The sequence below is a fragment of the Paraeggerthella sp. Marseille-Q4926 genome (genome assembly GCF_916618935.1).
Taxonomy (GTDB): Bacteria; Actinomycetota; Coriobacteriia; order Coriobacteriales; family Eggerthellaceae; genus Paraeggerthella; species Paraeggerthella hominis.
Genome location: NZ_CAKAKF010000001.1, coordinates 399,700 through 416,995, shown reverse-complemented (window position 1 = coordinate 416,995; position 17,296 = coordinate 399,700). Strand labels below are relative to the sequence as shown.

The 17,296-nt window shown below is 63.5% G+C and carries 14 protein-coding genes; all 14 read right to left on the bottom strand.

The genetic code is table 11. The features are described from left to right. Positions 1 to 23: 23 nt before the first annotated feature. Positions 24 to 794 (bottom strand): F0F1 ATP synthase subunit A, encoded by a 771-nt coding sequence (gene atpB, locus LG373_RS01705; RefSeq protein ID WP_114566796.1) that lies wholly within the window; start codon positions 792 to 794, stop codon positions 24 to 26. An 18-nt stretch (positions 795 to 812) separates the two neighbouring features. Beyond that, complete coding sequence (locus tag LG373_RS01700; RefSeq protein ID WP_114566795.1) at positions 813 to 1,094, bottom strand: hypothetical protein; 282 nt, start codon at positions 1,092 to 1,094, stop codon at positions 813 to 815. A 239-nt stretch (positions 1,095 to 1,333) separates the two neighbouring features. Then, entirely contained in the window at positions 1,334 to 1,795 is a 462-nt protein-coding gene (locus LG373_RS01695; RefSeq protein ID WP_114566794.1) for a cytidine/deoxycytidylate deaminase family protein, read from the bottom strand. A 178-nt stretch (positions 1,796 to 1,973) separates the two neighbouring features. Then, a complete protein-coding gene (upp, locus tag LG373_RS01690; RefSeq protein WP_114566793.1) occupies positions 1,974 to 2,618 on the bottom strand; it encodes a uracil phosphoribosyltransferase in 645 nt (214 codons plus the stop codon). Positions 2,619 to 2,630: 12 nt separating this feature from the next. Further along, the gene (gene glyA / locus LG373_RS01685; protein ID WP_114566792.1) at positions 2,631 to 3,887 is read right to left on the bottom strand and encodes a serine hydroxymethyltransferase; all 1,257 of its coding nucleotides are present in this window, start codon (positions 3,885 to 3,887) and stop codon (positions 2,631 to 2,633) included. Positions 3,888 to 3,955: 68 nt separating this feature from the next. Beyond that, positions 3,956 to 4,396, bottom strand: a complete 441-nt coding sequence (gene rpiB, locus LG373_RS01680; protein ID WP_114566791.1) for a ribose 5-phosphate isomerase B — start codon at positions 4,394 to 4,396, stop codon at positions 3,956 to 3,958. A gap of 16 nt (positions 4,397 to 4,412) precedes the next feature. Continuing rightward, a complete protein-coding gene (gene glpK, locus LG373_RS01675) occupies positions 4,413 to 5,909 on the bottom strand; it encodes a glycerol kinase GlpK (RefSeq protein ID WP_114566790.1) in 1,497 nt (498 codons plus the stop codon). Then, positions 5,888 to 6,871, bottom strand: a complete 984-nt coding sequence (locus LG373_RS01670) for an alpha/beta hydrolase (RefSeq protein ID WP_114566789.1) — start codon at positions 6,869 to 6,871, stop codon at positions 5,888 to 5,890. The genes glpK and LG373_RS01670 overlap by 22 nt, the downstream gene beginning before the upstream one ends. A 129-nt stretch (positions 6,872 to 7,000) precedes the next feature. Beyond that, positions 7,001 to 7,609, bottom strand: a complete 609-nt coding sequence (locus tag LG373_RS01665; protein ID WP_114566788.1) for an L-threonylcarbamoyladenylate synthase — start codon at positions 7,607 to 7,609, stop codon at positions 7,001 to 7,003. A 57-nt stretch (positions 7,610 to 7,666) separates the two neighbouring features. Beyond that, positions 7,667 to 8,401: an ECF transporter S component gene (locus tag LG373_RS01660; protein ID WP_114566787.1), complete on the bottom strand. Its 735-nt coding sequence runs from the start codon at positions 8,399 to 8,401 to the stop codon at positions 7,667 to 7,669. Next, positions 8,398 to 9,867 (bottom strand): ABC transporter ATP-binding protein, encoded by a 1,470-nt coding sequence (locus LG373_RS01655; RefSeq protein ID WP_114566786.1) that lies wholly within the window; start codon positions 9,865 to 9,867, stop codon positions 8,398 to 8,400. The genes LG373_RS01660 and LG373_RS01655 overlap by 4 nt, the downstream gene beginning before the upstream one ends. Continuing rightward, positions 9,855 to 10,751: an energy-coupling factor transporter transmembrane component T gene (locus LG373_RS01650; RefSeq protein ID WP_114566785.1), complete on the bottom strand. Its 897-nt coding sequence runs from the start codon at positions 10,749 to 10,751 to the stop codon at positions 9,855 to 9,857. Before LG373_RS01650 ends, LG373_RS01655 begins: the two co-directional genes overlap by 13 nt. A gap of 226 nt (positions 10,752 to 10,977) precedes the next feature. Further along, on the bottom strand, positions 10,978 to 11,757 hold the full coding sequence (locus LG373_RS01645) for a DUF4430 domain-containing protein (protein WP_114566784.1): 780 nt from the start codon (positions 11,755 to 11,757) through the stop codon (positions 10,978 to 10,980). Next, complete coding sequence (locus LG373_RS01640; protein WP_225748807.1) at positions 11,750 to 17,281, bottom strand: DUF4430 domain-containing protein; 5,532 nt, start codon at positions 17,279 to 17,281, stop codon at positions 11,750 to 11,752. The genes LG373_RS01645 and LG373_RS01640 overlap by 8 nt, the downstream gene beginning before the upstream one ends. Positions 17,282 to 17,296 lie beyond the last annotated feature (15 nt).

Here is a 17,296-nt window from a genome sequence, read left to right as displayed (position 1 = left end):
GCGCGAACGGGCGGCTTGCGGGCCTAGTGCTCGCTCGTTGCCAGGCTGATGTACACGGCCGACAGCGTGGTGAACACGTACGCCTGCAGAAACGCAACCAGAACCTCGAGCGCGTACATAGCGATGAGCAGCGCCATCCAGCCGACCGGCGGCAAGAAGAACAGGAAGTCGCCCTGCAAGCCGGCGCTGATGAACACGCTCGTAGCCAGCGCGAAGATGCCCAGAACCATGTGACCGGCGAACATGTTGCCGTAGAGTCGCACAGCCAGCGTGAGCACGCGCAGCACGAGGGAGATGAACTCGAAGAACCAGATGACCGGGACCATGACCTTCGGCAGACCGGACGGCGCGATGGACTTGATGTAGCCCCAGCCGCCATGAGCCTTGATGCCCCAGTAGTTGAAGTACACGAACGAAATGGCGGCCAGCGCCCACGTGATGCTGATCGATCCGGTAGCGGCCTTCGATCCCGGGATAAGGCCCACGAAGTTGCAGATCAAGATGAAGAAGAACATCGTAGCCAGGAACGGCAGGTGCTTCTTGTAGCCATGACCGATAGCGCCCTCGCCCATATCCTTCTTCACGAACTCGTAGCCGTACTCGACCATGTTGGCGAACTTGCTCTTGGGAACCAGCGTGAGACGCCTTCCCACCGTCAGCACCACCACCAGGGTGATGATGAAGCACAGGATCATGTACAGGGTGTACTGCGTCACTCCCCCGAACACGAACGTCGAGTCGAACGAGTGCTGAAGGTGGACAGCATCCTGCGCAAGGATTTCAAGTGGATTCACGTAACTAACCTTTCCGTTCTACTTCCGGACCAACTTCACCACACCGAAGCCGATAGCTGCGACGCTCAGCGCCAGCACCTCGGCCAAAGCAAACGAAAGCACAAGCTCGCGAGCGAATACGATGCAGGCCATGACGGTGGCGAACAAGATGAGGAACGAAGCGAATACACTGAGCAGCAGAATGCCCATGTGCCCCAAATTACTGGTTTTGGTGACCCGCTTTGTCATACGAAGTCCGAAGATCAAAGGCAAAAAGCCCGCGATTCCCGACAACGCCCCCAGAACAATCGCTCCTACCATAACCCGCTTTCCCACTCACGCGCACGCTTGCGCATCCTACCAATTAAAACCGCTATGCATGATAACGGAATTTCCTGCTCCTCTTACGATAAGGTAACAGAAACCTACAATTTTTTGGTGGGCGGAAGCATAAACCGGCTAAAAAAATGCATAAATCAAGCGTCAGCGGTAGGCGAAACTGAATATTCTTCAGACGCAGATGAGGAGGATCCCCGACAGCTCAAGCCGCCGGGGATCTTTTAGCCTTCGAAAATGCGAAGCTGCATGCCCGCCTCTTCGAGCATGGACATGGCCAGCTCGTCGGGATACGGATTCTGGTACACGATCTCTTCGATGCCCGCGTTGATGAGCATTTTCGCGCACACCACGCACGGCTGCGTGGTGATGTAGATGGATGCGCCCGTGATGTTGATGCCGTAGCGAGCAGCCTGGATGATGGCGTTCTGCTCGGCATGCAGGCCGCGGCAGATCTCGTGGCGCTGCCCGCTGGGAACGCCGAGCTGCTGGCGCAGGCATCCGGTTTCCGCGCAATGGCGCATGCCGGTGGGGACCCCGTTGTATCCCGTGGCCAGGATGCGGCGATCCTTCACGATGACGGCCCCCACCCCGCGACGCAGGCACGTGGTGCGGGTTGCCACCTCGTTGGCAAGCTTCATGAAGTACTCGTCCCAGCTGGGACGATGATCGAGCGGCTCGGTCATGGTTTTCATCCTTCCTGGTCCAGCAAAGTCAGCGAGAAGCGTCGAGGTGTCCGAGATCGCCCCGTTTTGCGGCCGAGCGTGCTTTTGCACGTGAGGGTAAGCGAAAAAGGGGCGAGGTCGGGCGCATCGGCGCTTCGCAGCGTCGAGCAGTTCCGCCGTCCGGCAGGACGGCGGAACGTTACTTGGTGCCGAAGATGCGGTCGCCCGCGTCTCCAAGACCCGGAACGATGTACGCCGCCTCGTTGAGCTCGGCGTCGACGGCGCACGTGAACACATGCACGTCGTCGTCGGCTGCAAGCAGACACTCGATGCCGACCGGCGCGGCCACGATGACCATGACCTTGATGGTGCCGGTCACGCCGATGGAGCGCAGGTACTCCACCGCCGCCGCGGCCGACCCGCCCGTGGCCAGCATGGGATCGACCACGATGACGTTGCGCTCGGCGATATCCTCCGGCAGCTTCGCGTAATACGCCACCGGCTTGTGGGTCTCCTCGTTGCGGTACATGCCCAAATGCCCCACGCGGGCAGCGGGAACCAGGTCGAGCACGCCGTCGACCATGCCAAGGCCGGCGCGTAGGATGGGAACGATCGCAAGCTTCTTGCCGCTGATAGCATGGCAGGTGGCCGTGCAGATGGGCGTTTCCACCTCCACCTCCGAAAGCGGGAGGTCGCGCGTAGCTTCGTACCCCTCGAACAGGGCCAGCTCCTTGACCAGTTCGCGGAACTGCTTGGACGACGTTTCCTTGTCGCGCAGGATGGACAGCTTATGCTGCACCATCGGATGGTCCACGATGGTGACGCGTTCGTATTCTTTCGCCATGGGTACGTGCTCCTAGTAGGTAAGTTCCGGGTACAGCGGGTGGGCGGCCAGCATGGCCTCCACCTTCGTGCGAATGTCGGCGAGCTTGCCCTCGTCGCCCGCGTTGAACACGGTTGCGGCGATAAGCTGGCCCACCTGATAGAAATCGTCGGCGGTGAAGCCGCGCGTGGTGGCCGCAGCGCTGCCCACGCGGATGCCGCTCGTGACGAAGGGGCTGCGCGGCTCGTTAGGAATGGAGTTCTTGTTCACCGTCAAGCCCACGCCTTCGAGCAGCTTCTCGGCGTCCTTGCCCGTGACGTCGGCCGCGGTCAGATCGACCAGGCACAGATGGTTGTCGGTGCCGCCGGACACCAGGCGCAAGCCGCCGTCCATCATGCCCTGGCCGAGCACGCGCGCGTTCTCCACCACCTGGTCGATGTACGCGGCGAACGAAGGGGCCAGCGCCTCGCCGAAGGCCACGGCCTTGCCGGCGATCACGTGCATGAGCGGACCGCCCTGCGCACCGGGGAACACGGCGCTGTTGATCTTCTTGTACAGCTCTTCGTCGTTGGTCAGGATGAAGCCGCCGCGCGGGCCGCGCAGCGTTTTGTGGCTGGTGGAGGTCACGATGTCGGCATGAGGCACGGGGCTGGGATGCGCGCCCGTGGCAACCAGGCCGGCGATGTGGGCCATGTCCACCATGAAGTACGCCCCCACCTCGTGGGCGATGGCGGCCATGCGCTCGAAATCGATGACGCGCGGATAGGCGCTCGCGCCGCCGACGATCACCTGGGGACGGCATTCCTTGGCCTTGGCCTCAAGGGCGTCGTAGTCAATGGTCTCGGTTTCGGAATCGACGCCGTACGCTTCCACGTGGTACAGGCGACCCGAGAAGTTCACCGGGCTGCCGTGCGTAAGGTGGCCGCCCTGGTCCAAGCTCATGCCCAGGATGGTGTCGCCCGGCTTGATGATGGAGAAGTATGCGGCAAGGTTCGCGTTCGCGCCGGAATGGGGCTGGACGTTGGCGAACCGGCAGCCGAACAACTCGCAGGCGCGGTCGCGCGCCAGGTCCTCGACGATGTCGACCTTCTCGCAGCCGCCGTAGTAGCGCTTGCGCGGGTAGCCTTCGGCGTACTTGTTCGTGAGCACGCTGCCCACGGCCTCCATAACGGCAGGAGACGTGAAGTTCTCCGACGCGATGAGCTCCACGGAATCGCGTTCGCGGGCAAGCTCTTGACGGAGCGCGTCCGCAACGACGGGATCGGTTTGGGATACGTAGGAAAGAGCCATGGTATTCCTTTCGCTGGGCTGTTTCGGGGCTATGCTAGCACAACGGGCGTGCGTAAGATCCAGCCAAGCTAGCCGATCTCGAGAGCGGCGATCTTTTCCACGCGACCCGCATGGCGCCCGCCGCCGAACGCGGTGGACAGGAACGCGTCGAGGATCGCCTGGTTGACGCCCGGCTCGACGAAGCGACCGGACAGCGTGATGACGTTCGCATCGTTGTGCTCGCGGCACAGCGCGGCGAATTCGGGGGACACGATGTTGGCAGCTCGGACGCCCGCCACCTTGTTCGCGGCGACGGCCATGCCGATGCCGGTTCCGCATACGAGCACGCCGCGCTCGGCCAAGCCGTCGACGACGTCATGCGCGACGAGCGCCGCATAATCGGGATAGTCGACGCGGTCGTCGGTGTCGGGGCCGCGGTCGACGACGTCATGGCCCTGCGAGGCCAGGTAGTCCACGAGCTGCTGCTTCTGCTCGAATCCCGCGTGATCGCTTGCGATGCTGATCTTCATGTAGTAAGCCCTTTCGTTAATCCATCATCGTGCGGCGGACGGCCTTGGCCCAGCCCTCCAGCAAAACCGCATGGCGCGCATCCTCGATGCACGGCTCGTAGCGCTTGTCGGACGCGCGCAAGCCGCGCAGCTCTTCAGTTCCGCTCCAGAATCCGACGGCCAAGCCGGCCAGGTAAGCCGCGCCCAACGCCGTCGTCTCCGCATTCTGCGGTCGACGCAGCGGCGTGCGCAACACATCGGACTGGAATTGCATGAGAAAATCGTTCGCAGAGGCCCCGCCGTCCACGTTGAGCACGGAAAGGGGCACGCCCGCGTCGGCCTCCATGGCCACCGCAAGATCGTGCACCTGATAGGCCAGGGATTCGAGCGCGGCACGCACGAAATGGGCCCGCGTGGTTCCGCGCGTAAGCCCGTACACGGCCCCGCGCGCATCGGCGTCCCAGTACGGGGCGCCCAGCCCGGTGAAGGCGGGCACGATGTAGACGCCGCCCGTGCTGTCGACGCTGCGCGCCAAAGCTGCGGTCTCCCCCACGTTCTCGATCAGCCCCAGCTCGTCGCGCAACCACTGCATGAGCGCGCCCGCCATGAACACGCTGCCTTCGAGCGCGTACTCGGGGCCCGGCGCGCCGGGCGCGGACGCTGCAACCGTGGTGATCAGGTTGTGCGAGGACGCGCACGCTTCGCCGCCCGTGTGCATGAGCAGAAAGCACCCGGTGCCGTACGTGTTCTTCGCCTGGCCGGGCTCGAAGCAGCACTGGCCGAAGAGCGCCGCCTGCTGGTCGCCCGCTACGCCGCAGATGGGGATGCCCGGAGCAATGCCGGCGTTGGCCGTGCGGCCGAAGTCGCCCGAAGAGGGACGAACCTCGGGAAGCATCGAGGCCGGCACGTCGAACAGGTCGAGCAGCCAGGGATCCCAGCGCATCTCGTGGATGTCGAAGAGCATGGTGCGGCTGGCGTTCGTCACGTCGGTGGCGTGAACCCGCCCCTGCGTCAGCACCCAGATAAGCCAGCTGTCCACCGTGCCGAAAGCAAGCTTGCCGGCCCGGGCGTCCTCGCGGGCGCCGGGCACGTTGTCCAAGATCCATTTCACCTTGCTTGCAGAGAAGTACGCATCGGGAACCAGGCCGGTCTTGCGCGTGATCTCGCGCGCAACCTCGGCGTCGGCGCACAGCTCGTCGATGATGGGGGCTGTGCGGCGGCATTGCCACACAATGGCGTTGAACACCGGCTCTCCCGTTTCGCGATTCCACACCACCGTGGTTTCACGCTGGTTCGTGATCCCGATGCAGGCGATGTCGCCTGGACCCAAGTTGTTCGACACGAGCAGTTCGGTGAACGCCCCCAGTTGCGACGACAGAATGTCCCGCGGATCGTGCTCCACCCAACCGGGCTGCGGGTACAACTGGGGAAACGAGTTCTGCACCGCATCGACGACGGCGCCCTGCCCGTCGATGAGCATAGCGCGCGACGAGGTGGTTCCCTGATCGAGCGCTACGACGTAGGTTGATCGCATGCGTGCTCCTCCATCCAATCGGCTACTTCGGCATAAACCTGCGCCCGACCGGGCTCGTTCAGTATCTCGTGGCGCATGCCCTCGTACAACGTCGCCGTCACGTCCTCGACGCCCGCGCGGCGCAGCAGGTCGGCGGCCGCCTGCACGCCCTTGCCGCACGCGCCCACCGGGTCCTGCGCGCCAGCGACGAACAGCACGGGCAGATCTTTCGGAACCTTCGACGCGCAGGCCATGGTGACCACCTCGCCCGTGAGGTCGGTGAGCGTGGCGTAGGCGCCGACCGAGAACATGGCGCCGCACAGCTCGTCCGCCAAGAAGGCGTCGACGACGGCGGGATCGGTGGACAGCCAGTCGTAAGGCGTGCGGGGGTTGCGGATCTTCTTGGCGAAGCCGCCCGCCCCCATGCCGTCGAGAAACGCGCTGCGATACTGCGGCCCCTTCGACCGCGCGATCAGCCGGGCCAAAGCGTTGCCGGCTTTCGAGAGAAGGTACGGCTGCTGGCCGGTGCCGCACAGCACGGCGGCCGCCACGCCTTCGCCATGGCGCGCCAGGTAGGCGCGGGCGATGAAGCTGCCCATGGAATGCCCGAACAGGATGTAGGGCGTTTGACGGGAGTAGCGCGCGGTGACGGTTTTGCGCAGCTCGTGCACGTCCTCGATCAGGATTTCCTTGCCGTCAACGGGCATGTGCCCCAGGCTTTCCGCATCGGGAGCGCTTTTGCCGTGCCCGATGTGGTCGGCGGCGCACACCACGTAGCCGCGGCTTACCAGGTAGCGCGCGAACTCGTCGTAGCGCTCCACGTGCTCGGCCATGCCGTGCACGATCTGCACGATGCCGCGCGGAGAGGAGACGACGCGCGCGCTTCCCCTTGTTTCGGAAGCTTTCCAGACCAGGCCCTTGATGGTGGACGTTTCGTCGTTCGAAAGAAAGCCCACGGGCGTGACGGTCGTTTCGATTCCCATGCTGTATCCCCTCCCCAGGAGTTTCCTCCATTATACCCATCCTGCAACAAGAAGGGTGAAGACCGGGTTTCGCGCGGGCGGAAACGAGGACCGAAGCGCACGAGGCGCAAGGTTGCAGACATGCCCGGATTAAAGAAGGCTCCGAACGTCCTTGGCGGTGACGGCCCCTTCGCGCACCACGACGGGCAGATCGCGCGTGCAGTCGAGGACGGTCGAGGCAAGGCCGCTTTTGTCGGCGTCGCTCTCGTCCGCCACGATCACGCGCACGCGCGCGGCCAAGGCAGGGTCGATAGCTTCGTACGAGCACGGCGACGCGCAACCCGACAGATTCGCGGACGTAGTGGCAAGAGGGCATCCGACCTGAGCGATGAGTTCGAGCGCAACCGAGTTGTCGGGCATGCGCAAGCCGATGGTCCCCTCGGCGGATCGGAACGCTTCGGGGACGCACTCGGCCGCCTTCACGATCAGGGTGAGCGGGCCCGGCCAGTACATTCGCGCGAGCGTACGAGCTAGATCGGGAACGCCTTCGCCGTACCGGTCGAGGTCGTCCGCACCGCCGACCAGCCACGCGATGGGCTTGCCGCGATCGCGCTCCTTCAAACGGTAGAGCACCTCCGGCGTGCGCGCCGCATCAACGGCAACGCCCAGCCCGTACACCGTGTCCGTGGGAAAGACGATCGCGTCTGCGCGCCGCAACGCTGCAACCGCATCGTCGAAAGAGCCAGTTCCTCGAGCCATGGAAACACTTCCTTGCTGTTCAGGGTGAAGCCGCCGCTTAGGGAAGCTTGCATTGTATCACGATGGACGAGATGTGCTGAAACCAGCGTCCACCAGGGCGTATTTGCGCTTGATGCGCTCAAGCTTCTTGCGCCAGGGCGCATAGAGCGCCAGCAGAAACACAACCGTGGCAACGCCGTGCGTGACGTCGAAGGGAAGCGCAGCGGCGAAAGCGACCGCCACGGCGGGAAGCGTCACGGGATGGACGAAGCCCACAACGTACCAGCTGTTGAGGATGAGCCCGTACGCCAAAGAGGAAACGAACCCGTAGGCGCACAGCACGGCCGTCCGATCGAGCCAGCCCCGATCGGCCAGCACGCCGGCCACGTACCCGACCAGGCCCCACGCGTACATCTGCCACGGCGTCCACGGTCCTTGCCCGAAGAAGAAGTTGGACACGAGCGCAGCCAGCGCGCCTACCAGAAAGCCGCTGCGCCGACCGAACACGGCCCCTGCAAGGATGCAAATGGCCGAAACCGGCTTGAAGTCGGGAACGGGCGCGAACAGGATGCGGCCCGCAGCCGCCAGCGCAGCCAGCACTACCGTGGGCATGACCTGGCGAAGCGGCGGACGAGACGTCTCGAACCCCGCGAAGAACACCGCGACCGCAACGCAGGCGACCGCCACGGTCAAAAGCGCCCCCTGCTCGATGCCGAAATACGCGCACGCGGCAAGCGCGCAGGGAACGGCAACCAAGGCCGGAACCTCGAGCGCCGCCAACACCCGATGCGCCTTCCCTTTCGAAGCGCTCATCGCGACCCTCCTTCGTACAGGCGCGCGAACGCGTCCTCGGAAGGTCGGTAGAACAGGTTCCCCTCGAAAAACGAACCGGCAGGCTCCGTGCAGGCATCCTCGCCGTTGAACAGCATGGTGACCTCGTCGGCAACAAGGGCCGCAAAGGCCAGATCGTGCGTGGCCACAAGCACCGTCGCGCCCGCCCGAACCCGATCGAGCAGCGCCTCAGCCACCGCGGCCTTCGACGGCGCGTCAAGGCCCTTCGTGGGCTCGTCGAGCAGCAGCAAGTCGGGATCGGTCAGCAAAAGCTTGGCCAGCGCAAGCTTTTGCTGCTGCCCGCCCGACAGGTCGTACGGATGGCTTGCCGCGCAGGACGTCAGGCCGAACCGCTCGAGCGCGGCGGACACGTCGCCGTCGGAGAATCCGCACGAACCTTGCCACTCCCGCAGCTCTTCGTCCACGCTGTCGCACGCGAACAGGGATTTCGGATCCTGCGGAAGAAGCGCCTGACGGGACGACAGGTGGTTGATCACGCTGCCCCGCTCGGGCTTCAGCACGCCGGCGACCAGGCGCAGCAGCGTCGACTTCCCGCTGCCGTTCCCCCCCACCAGCGCATGCACGCGCCCCGGGCGCACGTTCAAGTCCATGCCGCGCAGCACCCAATCGGCGTCGCGCCCGTAGCGGCAGCGCACGTCGCTCAGCGCCACGGCAGAATCGGCCGCGCGCGCCGGGCGCCCCGCTTCGACGGCGCGTCCAGCATCCGGAAGGCGAAGCGGCCGCGCCGCGAAGCGATCGAGCGAAACCTCCTCTATCCGGCCGTCGCGCAGCTCCACGGCATCGGTGGCGTACGAGGCCATGGATTCAGGCGCATGCGTGGCAACCACCACCGTGATTCCCAACTCGCGGTTCACGCGGAAAAGCGCGTGCAGGAAGTTCTTCTCCGCCACCGGGTCAAGCTGGGCCGTCGGCTCGTCGAGCAGCAGCAGCCGGGGCTGCATGGCAAGGACGCTGGCCAGCGTGAGCATCTGCTTCTGGCCTCCCGAAAGCTCGGACACCTGACGCCGGAACCACGGCTCGATGCCGAAGAAATGCGCGACCTCGGCCACGCGACGGCGCATCTGGTCCTGCGAAACGCCCAAGTTTTCCAGCCCGAAGGCAAGCTCGTGCCACACGGCGTCGCACACGATCTGGTTCTCGGGGCTTTGGGCAACGTAGCCCACGCGCGAAGCCGCCGCGAACGCGTCCATGTCCTCGACGGGGATGTCAAACGTTTTGAGCGCCCCGCCCTTCGTCCCAACAGGAGAGATAGCCTGCTTCAAGCAGCGCAACAGCGTGGTCTTTCCGCTGCCGGTCGCTCCGACCAGCAGCTGGAACGCCCCTTCGGACACCCGCCAATCAAGCGGTCCGATCGATGCCGCGGCATCGGGATACGAAAAGGAGAACCCGCGCGCCTCGACGGCGGGCTGATCGGTTACGATCTCCATACAATCCGCTCCCTTGCTTCCATGGCCAGCGGCAAAGCCGCGAACAGTACGTAGGGGACGTAGCTCCACCACGAGGCGAAGCCGACGATGGACGGGTAGAACCTGAATTGAGCGCATGCCGCCCAGGCGGCAACGGCGGCGCTTGCGCCAACCACCGCGAGGAACGCGAGCGCGCATGCGTCAAGGCGCCGGAAGCGAAAGCGCGCGTAGGTGGTGCGCTTCGGGGCGGCGCCCCAACCGCGCGCTTTCATGGCATCGGCGGTTTCAAGCGAGTCCTCCATGCTCCACCCCATAAGAACCGAAGTCAAGCGCATGTGCTCGCGAAAACGAAGGCGGCGGCTCGCGCCTTTCGTCGAATCGGGCGATGTCGCCGCAATCGGACGGGCGGCCGTGCATGCGCGCGCAACGCCTTCGATATCACCTCCGCGGCGAACGAACTGGGGCACCAGGCGCGCCGTCATGGACAGCATGAGCCCGACCGTGGGCACGACGCCGCCGAACAAAGCCATGATCTTGTCGGACGTCAACACGCGCGAAGCATTCGAGAACGTGAGCAGCACGCTTGCCAGCATCACGCCCATGCACGCACCGTACACGAAGCTTTCCAGGTAGAACGCCCGCGCTCCGATGCGAAACAGCTCGGTGGACCCGGAAGCCGAGAACAACGGGTTCGCCAGCGCGACGACCACGACAAGAGGAAGCTGCCATGCAAGGGAGCGAGCGACGGCACGAGAGCCGCGCAGCGACGCGCCAAGAGCGAGCGCGGCCGCAAGCGACACCAGAAGGTACACGGGCTGCATCGCGGCCATGCTCATGACGAGCAGGATAGCGAAGTACGCCAACGCGACCACGGGATGGAACAGGTCGAACGCCGTTCTTTTCACCAGGCTCGCACCCTTACTTGCCCACCGTGAAGAACAGCGAGATGACCAGAAGCACCGCAGAAGCCAATGCGATGATCGCAAGAATGATCGAAACCTTCCGACTGAACAATGCCCCACCTCGCCTTTCGATCGCCGAGCCGCCCTCATCCGAAGCAGCTAGGATAGCACACGAAACCGGACGCCCCTTCAACGAAGAAGGAAAGGCGTCCGGTTGAAACCCATCAACTCAACCCGTCACGTAGAACCACGAAACGGCATCCCCGTCGTTCAGCGCGTACTTGTCGCACGCCATCATGAGAACCTCGCCGTTGACCGAGTACTTCCAGCCGCTTCCTCCTCCATGCTCCTTCTCGGCCAGACCGCCGACGGCGCTCACGTATATGCCGAACGGAGACGTCGACGCATTGACGGAAAAGCCGCATGCCATGAGCGCATCGTACACCGTTGCCCCTTGGGCAAAGGTCGCCGTGGTACCGCCCGATACCGGGCTGCCCACAACCGACGAATCCACATATACCGAAACGGTGACGACCGATTGGCTGGAACCACCTCCAGAAGCTTCTTCCTTGAAAGATCCCGAGAGATCCGAACCTCCCGCCGAAGCCCCTGCCCCCTCTGCAAGAGCAGGTTCTCGAGCAGCAGGGGCCTCGGAGGTTTCACCCGGAGAAGCAGCGTCGCCCTGGCCTTCCCCCGATCCCTCGCTCTGGCGCGCGGAACCCTCCGAACCAGCATCACCGACAAGCCCTGCATTCTGCTCTCTCGATACAGGATCGGAGGAAGGCGCGGACGAATCGACGGGAGATGCGTACAAAAACACCGCCGAGCATCCGATGAGAAGCACCGACAGAATGCCGACGATGCCCGCGATGGTCTTTTGCCGAACAGAAAGGGCAGCTCGACTAGGAGCAACGGACGCTTGAAAACGCGTCTCCTGGCTGTCGTCCGTACGAGCCGCAGTTGTCGCACGTCGCGCGTCCTCGTCGCAAAGCTTATCTTGGTCAAGCATTGCCGTCGCCCTTCGTGCGGCGGCGCGCGACGGCACCGTAAGCCACAGCTCCTACAAGACCGACCATGCCAAGCATAAGGCCTCCTGCAGCCCAAGGGTTCACGCCGTTGCGAGCCGCGCCCGCAGCGTCCTCGCCGTTCGGTTCCGCTACCCGAGCGCTCCCTGAACCGGACGCCCCGTTCAGGGACGAGGTCCCTTCGGCAACCTTGCCGGCCTGCCCGTCAGCTTTGCCAGATGCTTGCCGCATAAGCGGAGCATGAGCCGCACCCGGCGCCCCAAAAGATGCCCGGAAGGAACCCGACGTCCCATTCGGCCCGCTCCCCGATTCGCCAACACCGCCCGGGCGAGCGTTCGCGACCCATCGGGCGTACAACGTCATATCGCCATCGACCGGCGTTTCGAAATCCCAAGCTCGCGTGCACGCCGAATCGACGAACCATCCGCCGAACGAGTACCCGTCGCGCGACGGATCAGCCGGCTGCACGATGGGCTTGTCCTCGACCGCCATGGCGGAAGGCACGAAAGACCCGCCCGTGGAATCGAATGTCACCCGAAAGCCAGCCCGACCCTTGAGCGCGAACAGGACGCCGGCATCGTTGGTGTAGTACAGATTGCCTTCTTCGTCCGCAATGACGGATGCCGTGCAGTAGTTCTGCTGCGGCCCCGCAGGCGTGTACAAAGCGTACGCGGCGGCATCGCCCACCCGGTACGCGTACACGCCGCCCGGCAACCCGTTGCACGTGAAGTACGCGTACGTGCCGTCGCCCTGGACCGACACCAGCGGGGAACCCTGCGCCGCGCCAAGGCCGCCGACCACCGTGCGATCGACGCGCATGCCGGCCAGATCGATCAAGGACAGCGTCCCGTAGCCGTCGGCATCCGCACCGCACACGAACACCGTGCCGTTCGACACGATGGGCGTCGACGTGGAGGATCGAGCAAACGAAACGCGGCCCGCAACCGAGAGCGCATCGCCCTCGCGAACGATCTTATGCAGCACGCCGTCGCTCGTCACGGCCAGCAACGTTCTCCCGTCGCCAGCCGATACAATGGTCGAGCGACACGGGGCGCCAAGCGAGACCGAAGACTTCACCTTGCCCGTATCCCCCTCGATCAAAACGACCGCCCCCGATTCGTCGCCGATCACGATATCCGATCCGGATGCAGCAGCACCCGCCCAATAGTAGCCCTCGGGCTTTCCGCTGTTCGACGAATCGCCTTCGTTTACCCACATCACTCGACCGTCGCTGATGCGAACGCACGCAAGGGCGCCAGCCGTGCCCGTGGAATTCGCGCCGCCCGGCTGCGTAAACCCGGCGTACGCGTAGTCCCCGTTCACCGTGAGCGTGGAAAGAGCTTGGTAGCTTATCTTCCCGCCCTTCGTATCCAATGCTTCGGTCCTCCACACGCACGTCAACGCATCGGCGGTGAACGCAGCCAAGCGACCATCGTCGGTCGGGACGATGATCACGCCGCCCGCATAAGCAGGACGGCAGAAATAGCGATTCGCGCCTCCGACGCTCGCAGATGCCGTCACCTTCCCCGTGGCAACGTCGATCTTCATAAGAGAACCGCCCGACACCACGTACATGAGGCCGTTCACGATAAGGGGATCCGACACCCCCTCGGACGAGGTCGCAGCCTTGTAGTCAAACGACCAGAGCAAATCGGCCGATTCAGCAGGCGTGGCAACGTTGACGATCGCCGACCCGCTTCCGAATTGAGGCCAGGACGAATCGTAGCCAGGTCGAGGCGCATCGGGATTGACGACCACATCCCCGGGAGCAGGCAAGGACGATCCCCGAGCCGAGTAGTACCACACGATCTTGTCATCGGGATCGATCTTGAGACCGTTCGCTCCCACCGAAGCGGCTCTGCCGTTGACGAACAACTGCCAATACTTCCCCGTACCTTGATCCCATCCGAGGGCACGTCCGTCGAATGGCGAGGTCAGATCCTTCAGGTACCAGCCACGTTCGGTATCGACCGTGGCCTTCAACCCCGTCCTGGCAAACAGCTGGTCGGTCAAATCAGCCGCCGTGGCGCCCTCGACCATGGCGTAGCGCGTGGACGACGCCCACACCTGGGGATTCCCGGCAATATCCATACCGACGACCTCGCATGCGGCAGCCACGCGCCCAGGCAGCACGTCCCGATCGGCAGAATAGAACCATGCAACCTGATCGCCCGCATGCAACTCGTACCCGCCGGCGCCCACCGTAGCGGGCGACCCGTTGACGAACAGCTGCCAGAACCTTCCGGTTGCTTCGTCCCAACCGAGGGCCCTGCCATCGTAGGGCGAGGAGATTTCGCTCAGATACCAGCCGTGCGAAGCGTCTACCTTGACCTTCAGCCCCGCATCGGCGAACAATCGATCGGACAGGTTGGACGCCGTCGAACCTTCCGGCATCGCATACGCGACGTCGGCAACCCACGTTTGGACGGCGCCGTCGGCATCGATGCCGATGACCGAGCACGTCGCCGACAGGCGATCGGACGGCGCTTCCTCACCGGAGGCCGAATAGCACCAAGCCACCCTATCGCCGGGCTGCAGCGTCCAGTCGTTGGCGCCGATCGTGACGGGCGACCCGTTGACGAACAGCTGCCAGAACCTTCCGGTTGCCTCATCCCAACCGAGCGTCTGGCCCGCATCGTAAGGAGACGTGACGGATTCGAGGTACCAACCCCATTTTCTATCGATGTTGGCGGAAATCCCCGTCTTAGTCAGCAACGCCTCGGTCAAACCGGACGCCTTCGAGCCGTTGTCCAGCGTGAACGGCTCAGCTGCCGCCCACGTCTGACGATTGCCGTGCTTGTCCATGCCTATGATGGAGCACGTCGCCGTGACGAAGGGATCCGTCTGGCCCTTCGTTCCCGCCACCGTGAACTCCGCCTGAACAGGCCGCTTCACAAGCGACTGCAGGTCACGGTTTTCCGGATGTGCAGCCGCCAGGGATTCGTACGCTTTGTAGGTGAGCACCGAATCGACCGCAACGCGGCGATCGTAGTCAGGACGGTTGACGCGCAGAATCTCATCTTCAAGCACACCGGCGTCCGACGACCTGAACGTACGCCACTTTTGGCTACCCATCGGGTCGTATCCGGGAATATCGTCCGGGACAATGCCCTGGTCCGTCATCTGGTCAATAGAGCGAGCCCATGCAAGAGAGCCGTCGGCTGCACGACTAACCTCCATGAACGTATCGAGGTCGACCGTCACCTGGTCAGCGGAAGCATTCTGCCCCAAAAGCGCCTGGCCGTACGCCGCCGCAACGTCGTTCATGAATCCGACGGCCTGTTCCAGCTCGTCAGAAGACACGGGCTTGAGCGTATAGGCCCCCAGCTCCCTCGAGACGGTCACGCCATCGTAGGTCAAACTCGCTGAAACCTCAACCGTACGGATAGGCTCCCCTTCAAGGGAGCGCGTCACGACGCCTCGGTATCCGTTGACCTTCAAGAAATCCTCGTCGCTTGAAACGTAGGATAGCTTGTACACCTTGCCGTCCACGCCCAGCGAACGCGGTGTCGAAAACTTCACATCGCCGTCAACAGCACTCGCCTGAACGCTGCCGCCCGATGCCGCATCGACAACCTTCGCCCGTTTCAGCACGTTCGCAAGCTGCTTCTTGATATCATCGACTTCAGCGCCCGATTTTTGCTCGACCACCATATCGAAAGTCGTTCGATACGAAACACCGGGGCCGCTTCCGTAACCGGGAACCTGCAACTCGTACGTCGCCGTCAACGTAACCGACCGAGGAACCGCCGTATGCGAGAATACCGCCGTCGCAGTCTGGTTGTAATCGCCGTCAAAACCGTTCGCGATCTTCGCGACCGCCGAATCAGACGACGACCAGCTAATCGTCGCCGTCTTGGCGGATCCGACGCGCACCTCCGTAGGAAGACCTACCTTGAGGACCGACGCGGGTATCGAGCCCGTCTTGATGCCCTCGTCAAGGGAGACGTTAGCAGCTTGGCCTTCCAGATACGCAAGAACCCGAGCATCGTCCCATGCCAAAGACGATGCACGCGAAGGCGTATAGAACCCCGTCGCATCGCCAAACGTCAATGCATAGGTAGGTTTGAACTGCCGCAACACCGAATAATCGAACGAAACCGTCTTTGCATCGGGAGCCAGGAAGAAATACGTGATCGCGCCGTTATCCGAACCTTCGGAAACATCGACGGAGCCTTGCTGCTTCGGGTCGACTCCCGAGAACGCCGCAGCCGAAACGCGCGTCGACACGCCGTCGAACCCGAGTTCGGACAGGCGCGATTCAATCATGCGGTTGAGATTGGAGTCCGTACCGTACTTCGGATTCGGATAGTACCCGCGCAAGCCATCTTTTTCGAGAGCCGTGATCGCAGCGGCCACGCGAGCCTCGTTCTCCGCAGAACCGGCCGCGACCACCGCACCGACCGCTGGAGAGACGACCTCGTTGCGAGACGACGCCTCCACCTTGACGTACTTGCCAACTTCTGACGGTGTAAGCTCGAGCGAAGATCCCCGCGCTCCGGAAAGCTCGTGGAACTCGCCGTCAACCGCATCCCCGACCAACCAACGATACGCGACGCCCGATTCCACGGCAGTTCCGCTCGCGGCATCATGCGCAATGGCCGTAAGGGCGTTACCTTGCTTGGCCGTACCTTCGATCTCGACCGATGCAAGGTCTGCCTTGCCGTCTGTGACCTTGGGAGTTGACGAAGAAGACCACTTTTCGACGCCGTTGGCCAAGGTGACCTTGACGGCGAGGAACGAGCCGGCGTCGGCGTCGGCCAAAAGGTACGTCCGAGCATTTGCCCCATCAATCGGAGCGTAATTCTTGTAGCTTAAAGCGTTTGGTGCATACGAAACCTGCGTACCGCCCCGATACCACTGAAACGAAATACCAGCGTAATCGCTGACTTCAACCTCTTCCGTACCCCAACCCCAAGGATCCTCTTCTTCGACGAACGCCCATGCCTTGATCTCCAAACCCGCGCCCAACTTGGAGGGGAGGTTCATACCCGATGCGGTTTTGACGCGTACGCCGTCGACGTTTGAAACAGCCCGGGAGGAAGAGGGTTCGGAAGAGTCCGACGATGCGGTTTCCTCCAAAGAGTCCAGAGCACTGGGCTGGATGCTTCCATCCTCGTTCGACAACGCGTTCTCGGAGGGAACCGCGTCGCCAGCCAGCCCGCGATCGACCGTCGATCCTCCTCCGATCTCGAAAGGCTCGCCCGCTTCGGCATTCGAAAGGGTCTCGGTGCGGTCCGCCGAGCCCAGCGAATCCATCGGCCCAGTCGAACCGCCCTCGCTCGATTCGCCAGACCCGGCAAGAGCGCGCTCTTCAGCAACCGAAACGTGTGCACCGCCCGGCTGCGCCCAGGCGATGCCGGGAACCAGGGACACGACCAGGGCCACGGCCAGAAGTACAGCTAGAAATCTCTCCGAAACGCTTGCAACCGAAACGGCTGACAAAGGCGTGTTCGACCTCTCTCGAACGGAGCGCGTACCCACGCGCGCCAACTGAAGACCGATCATCGTCGGCACCTCTCT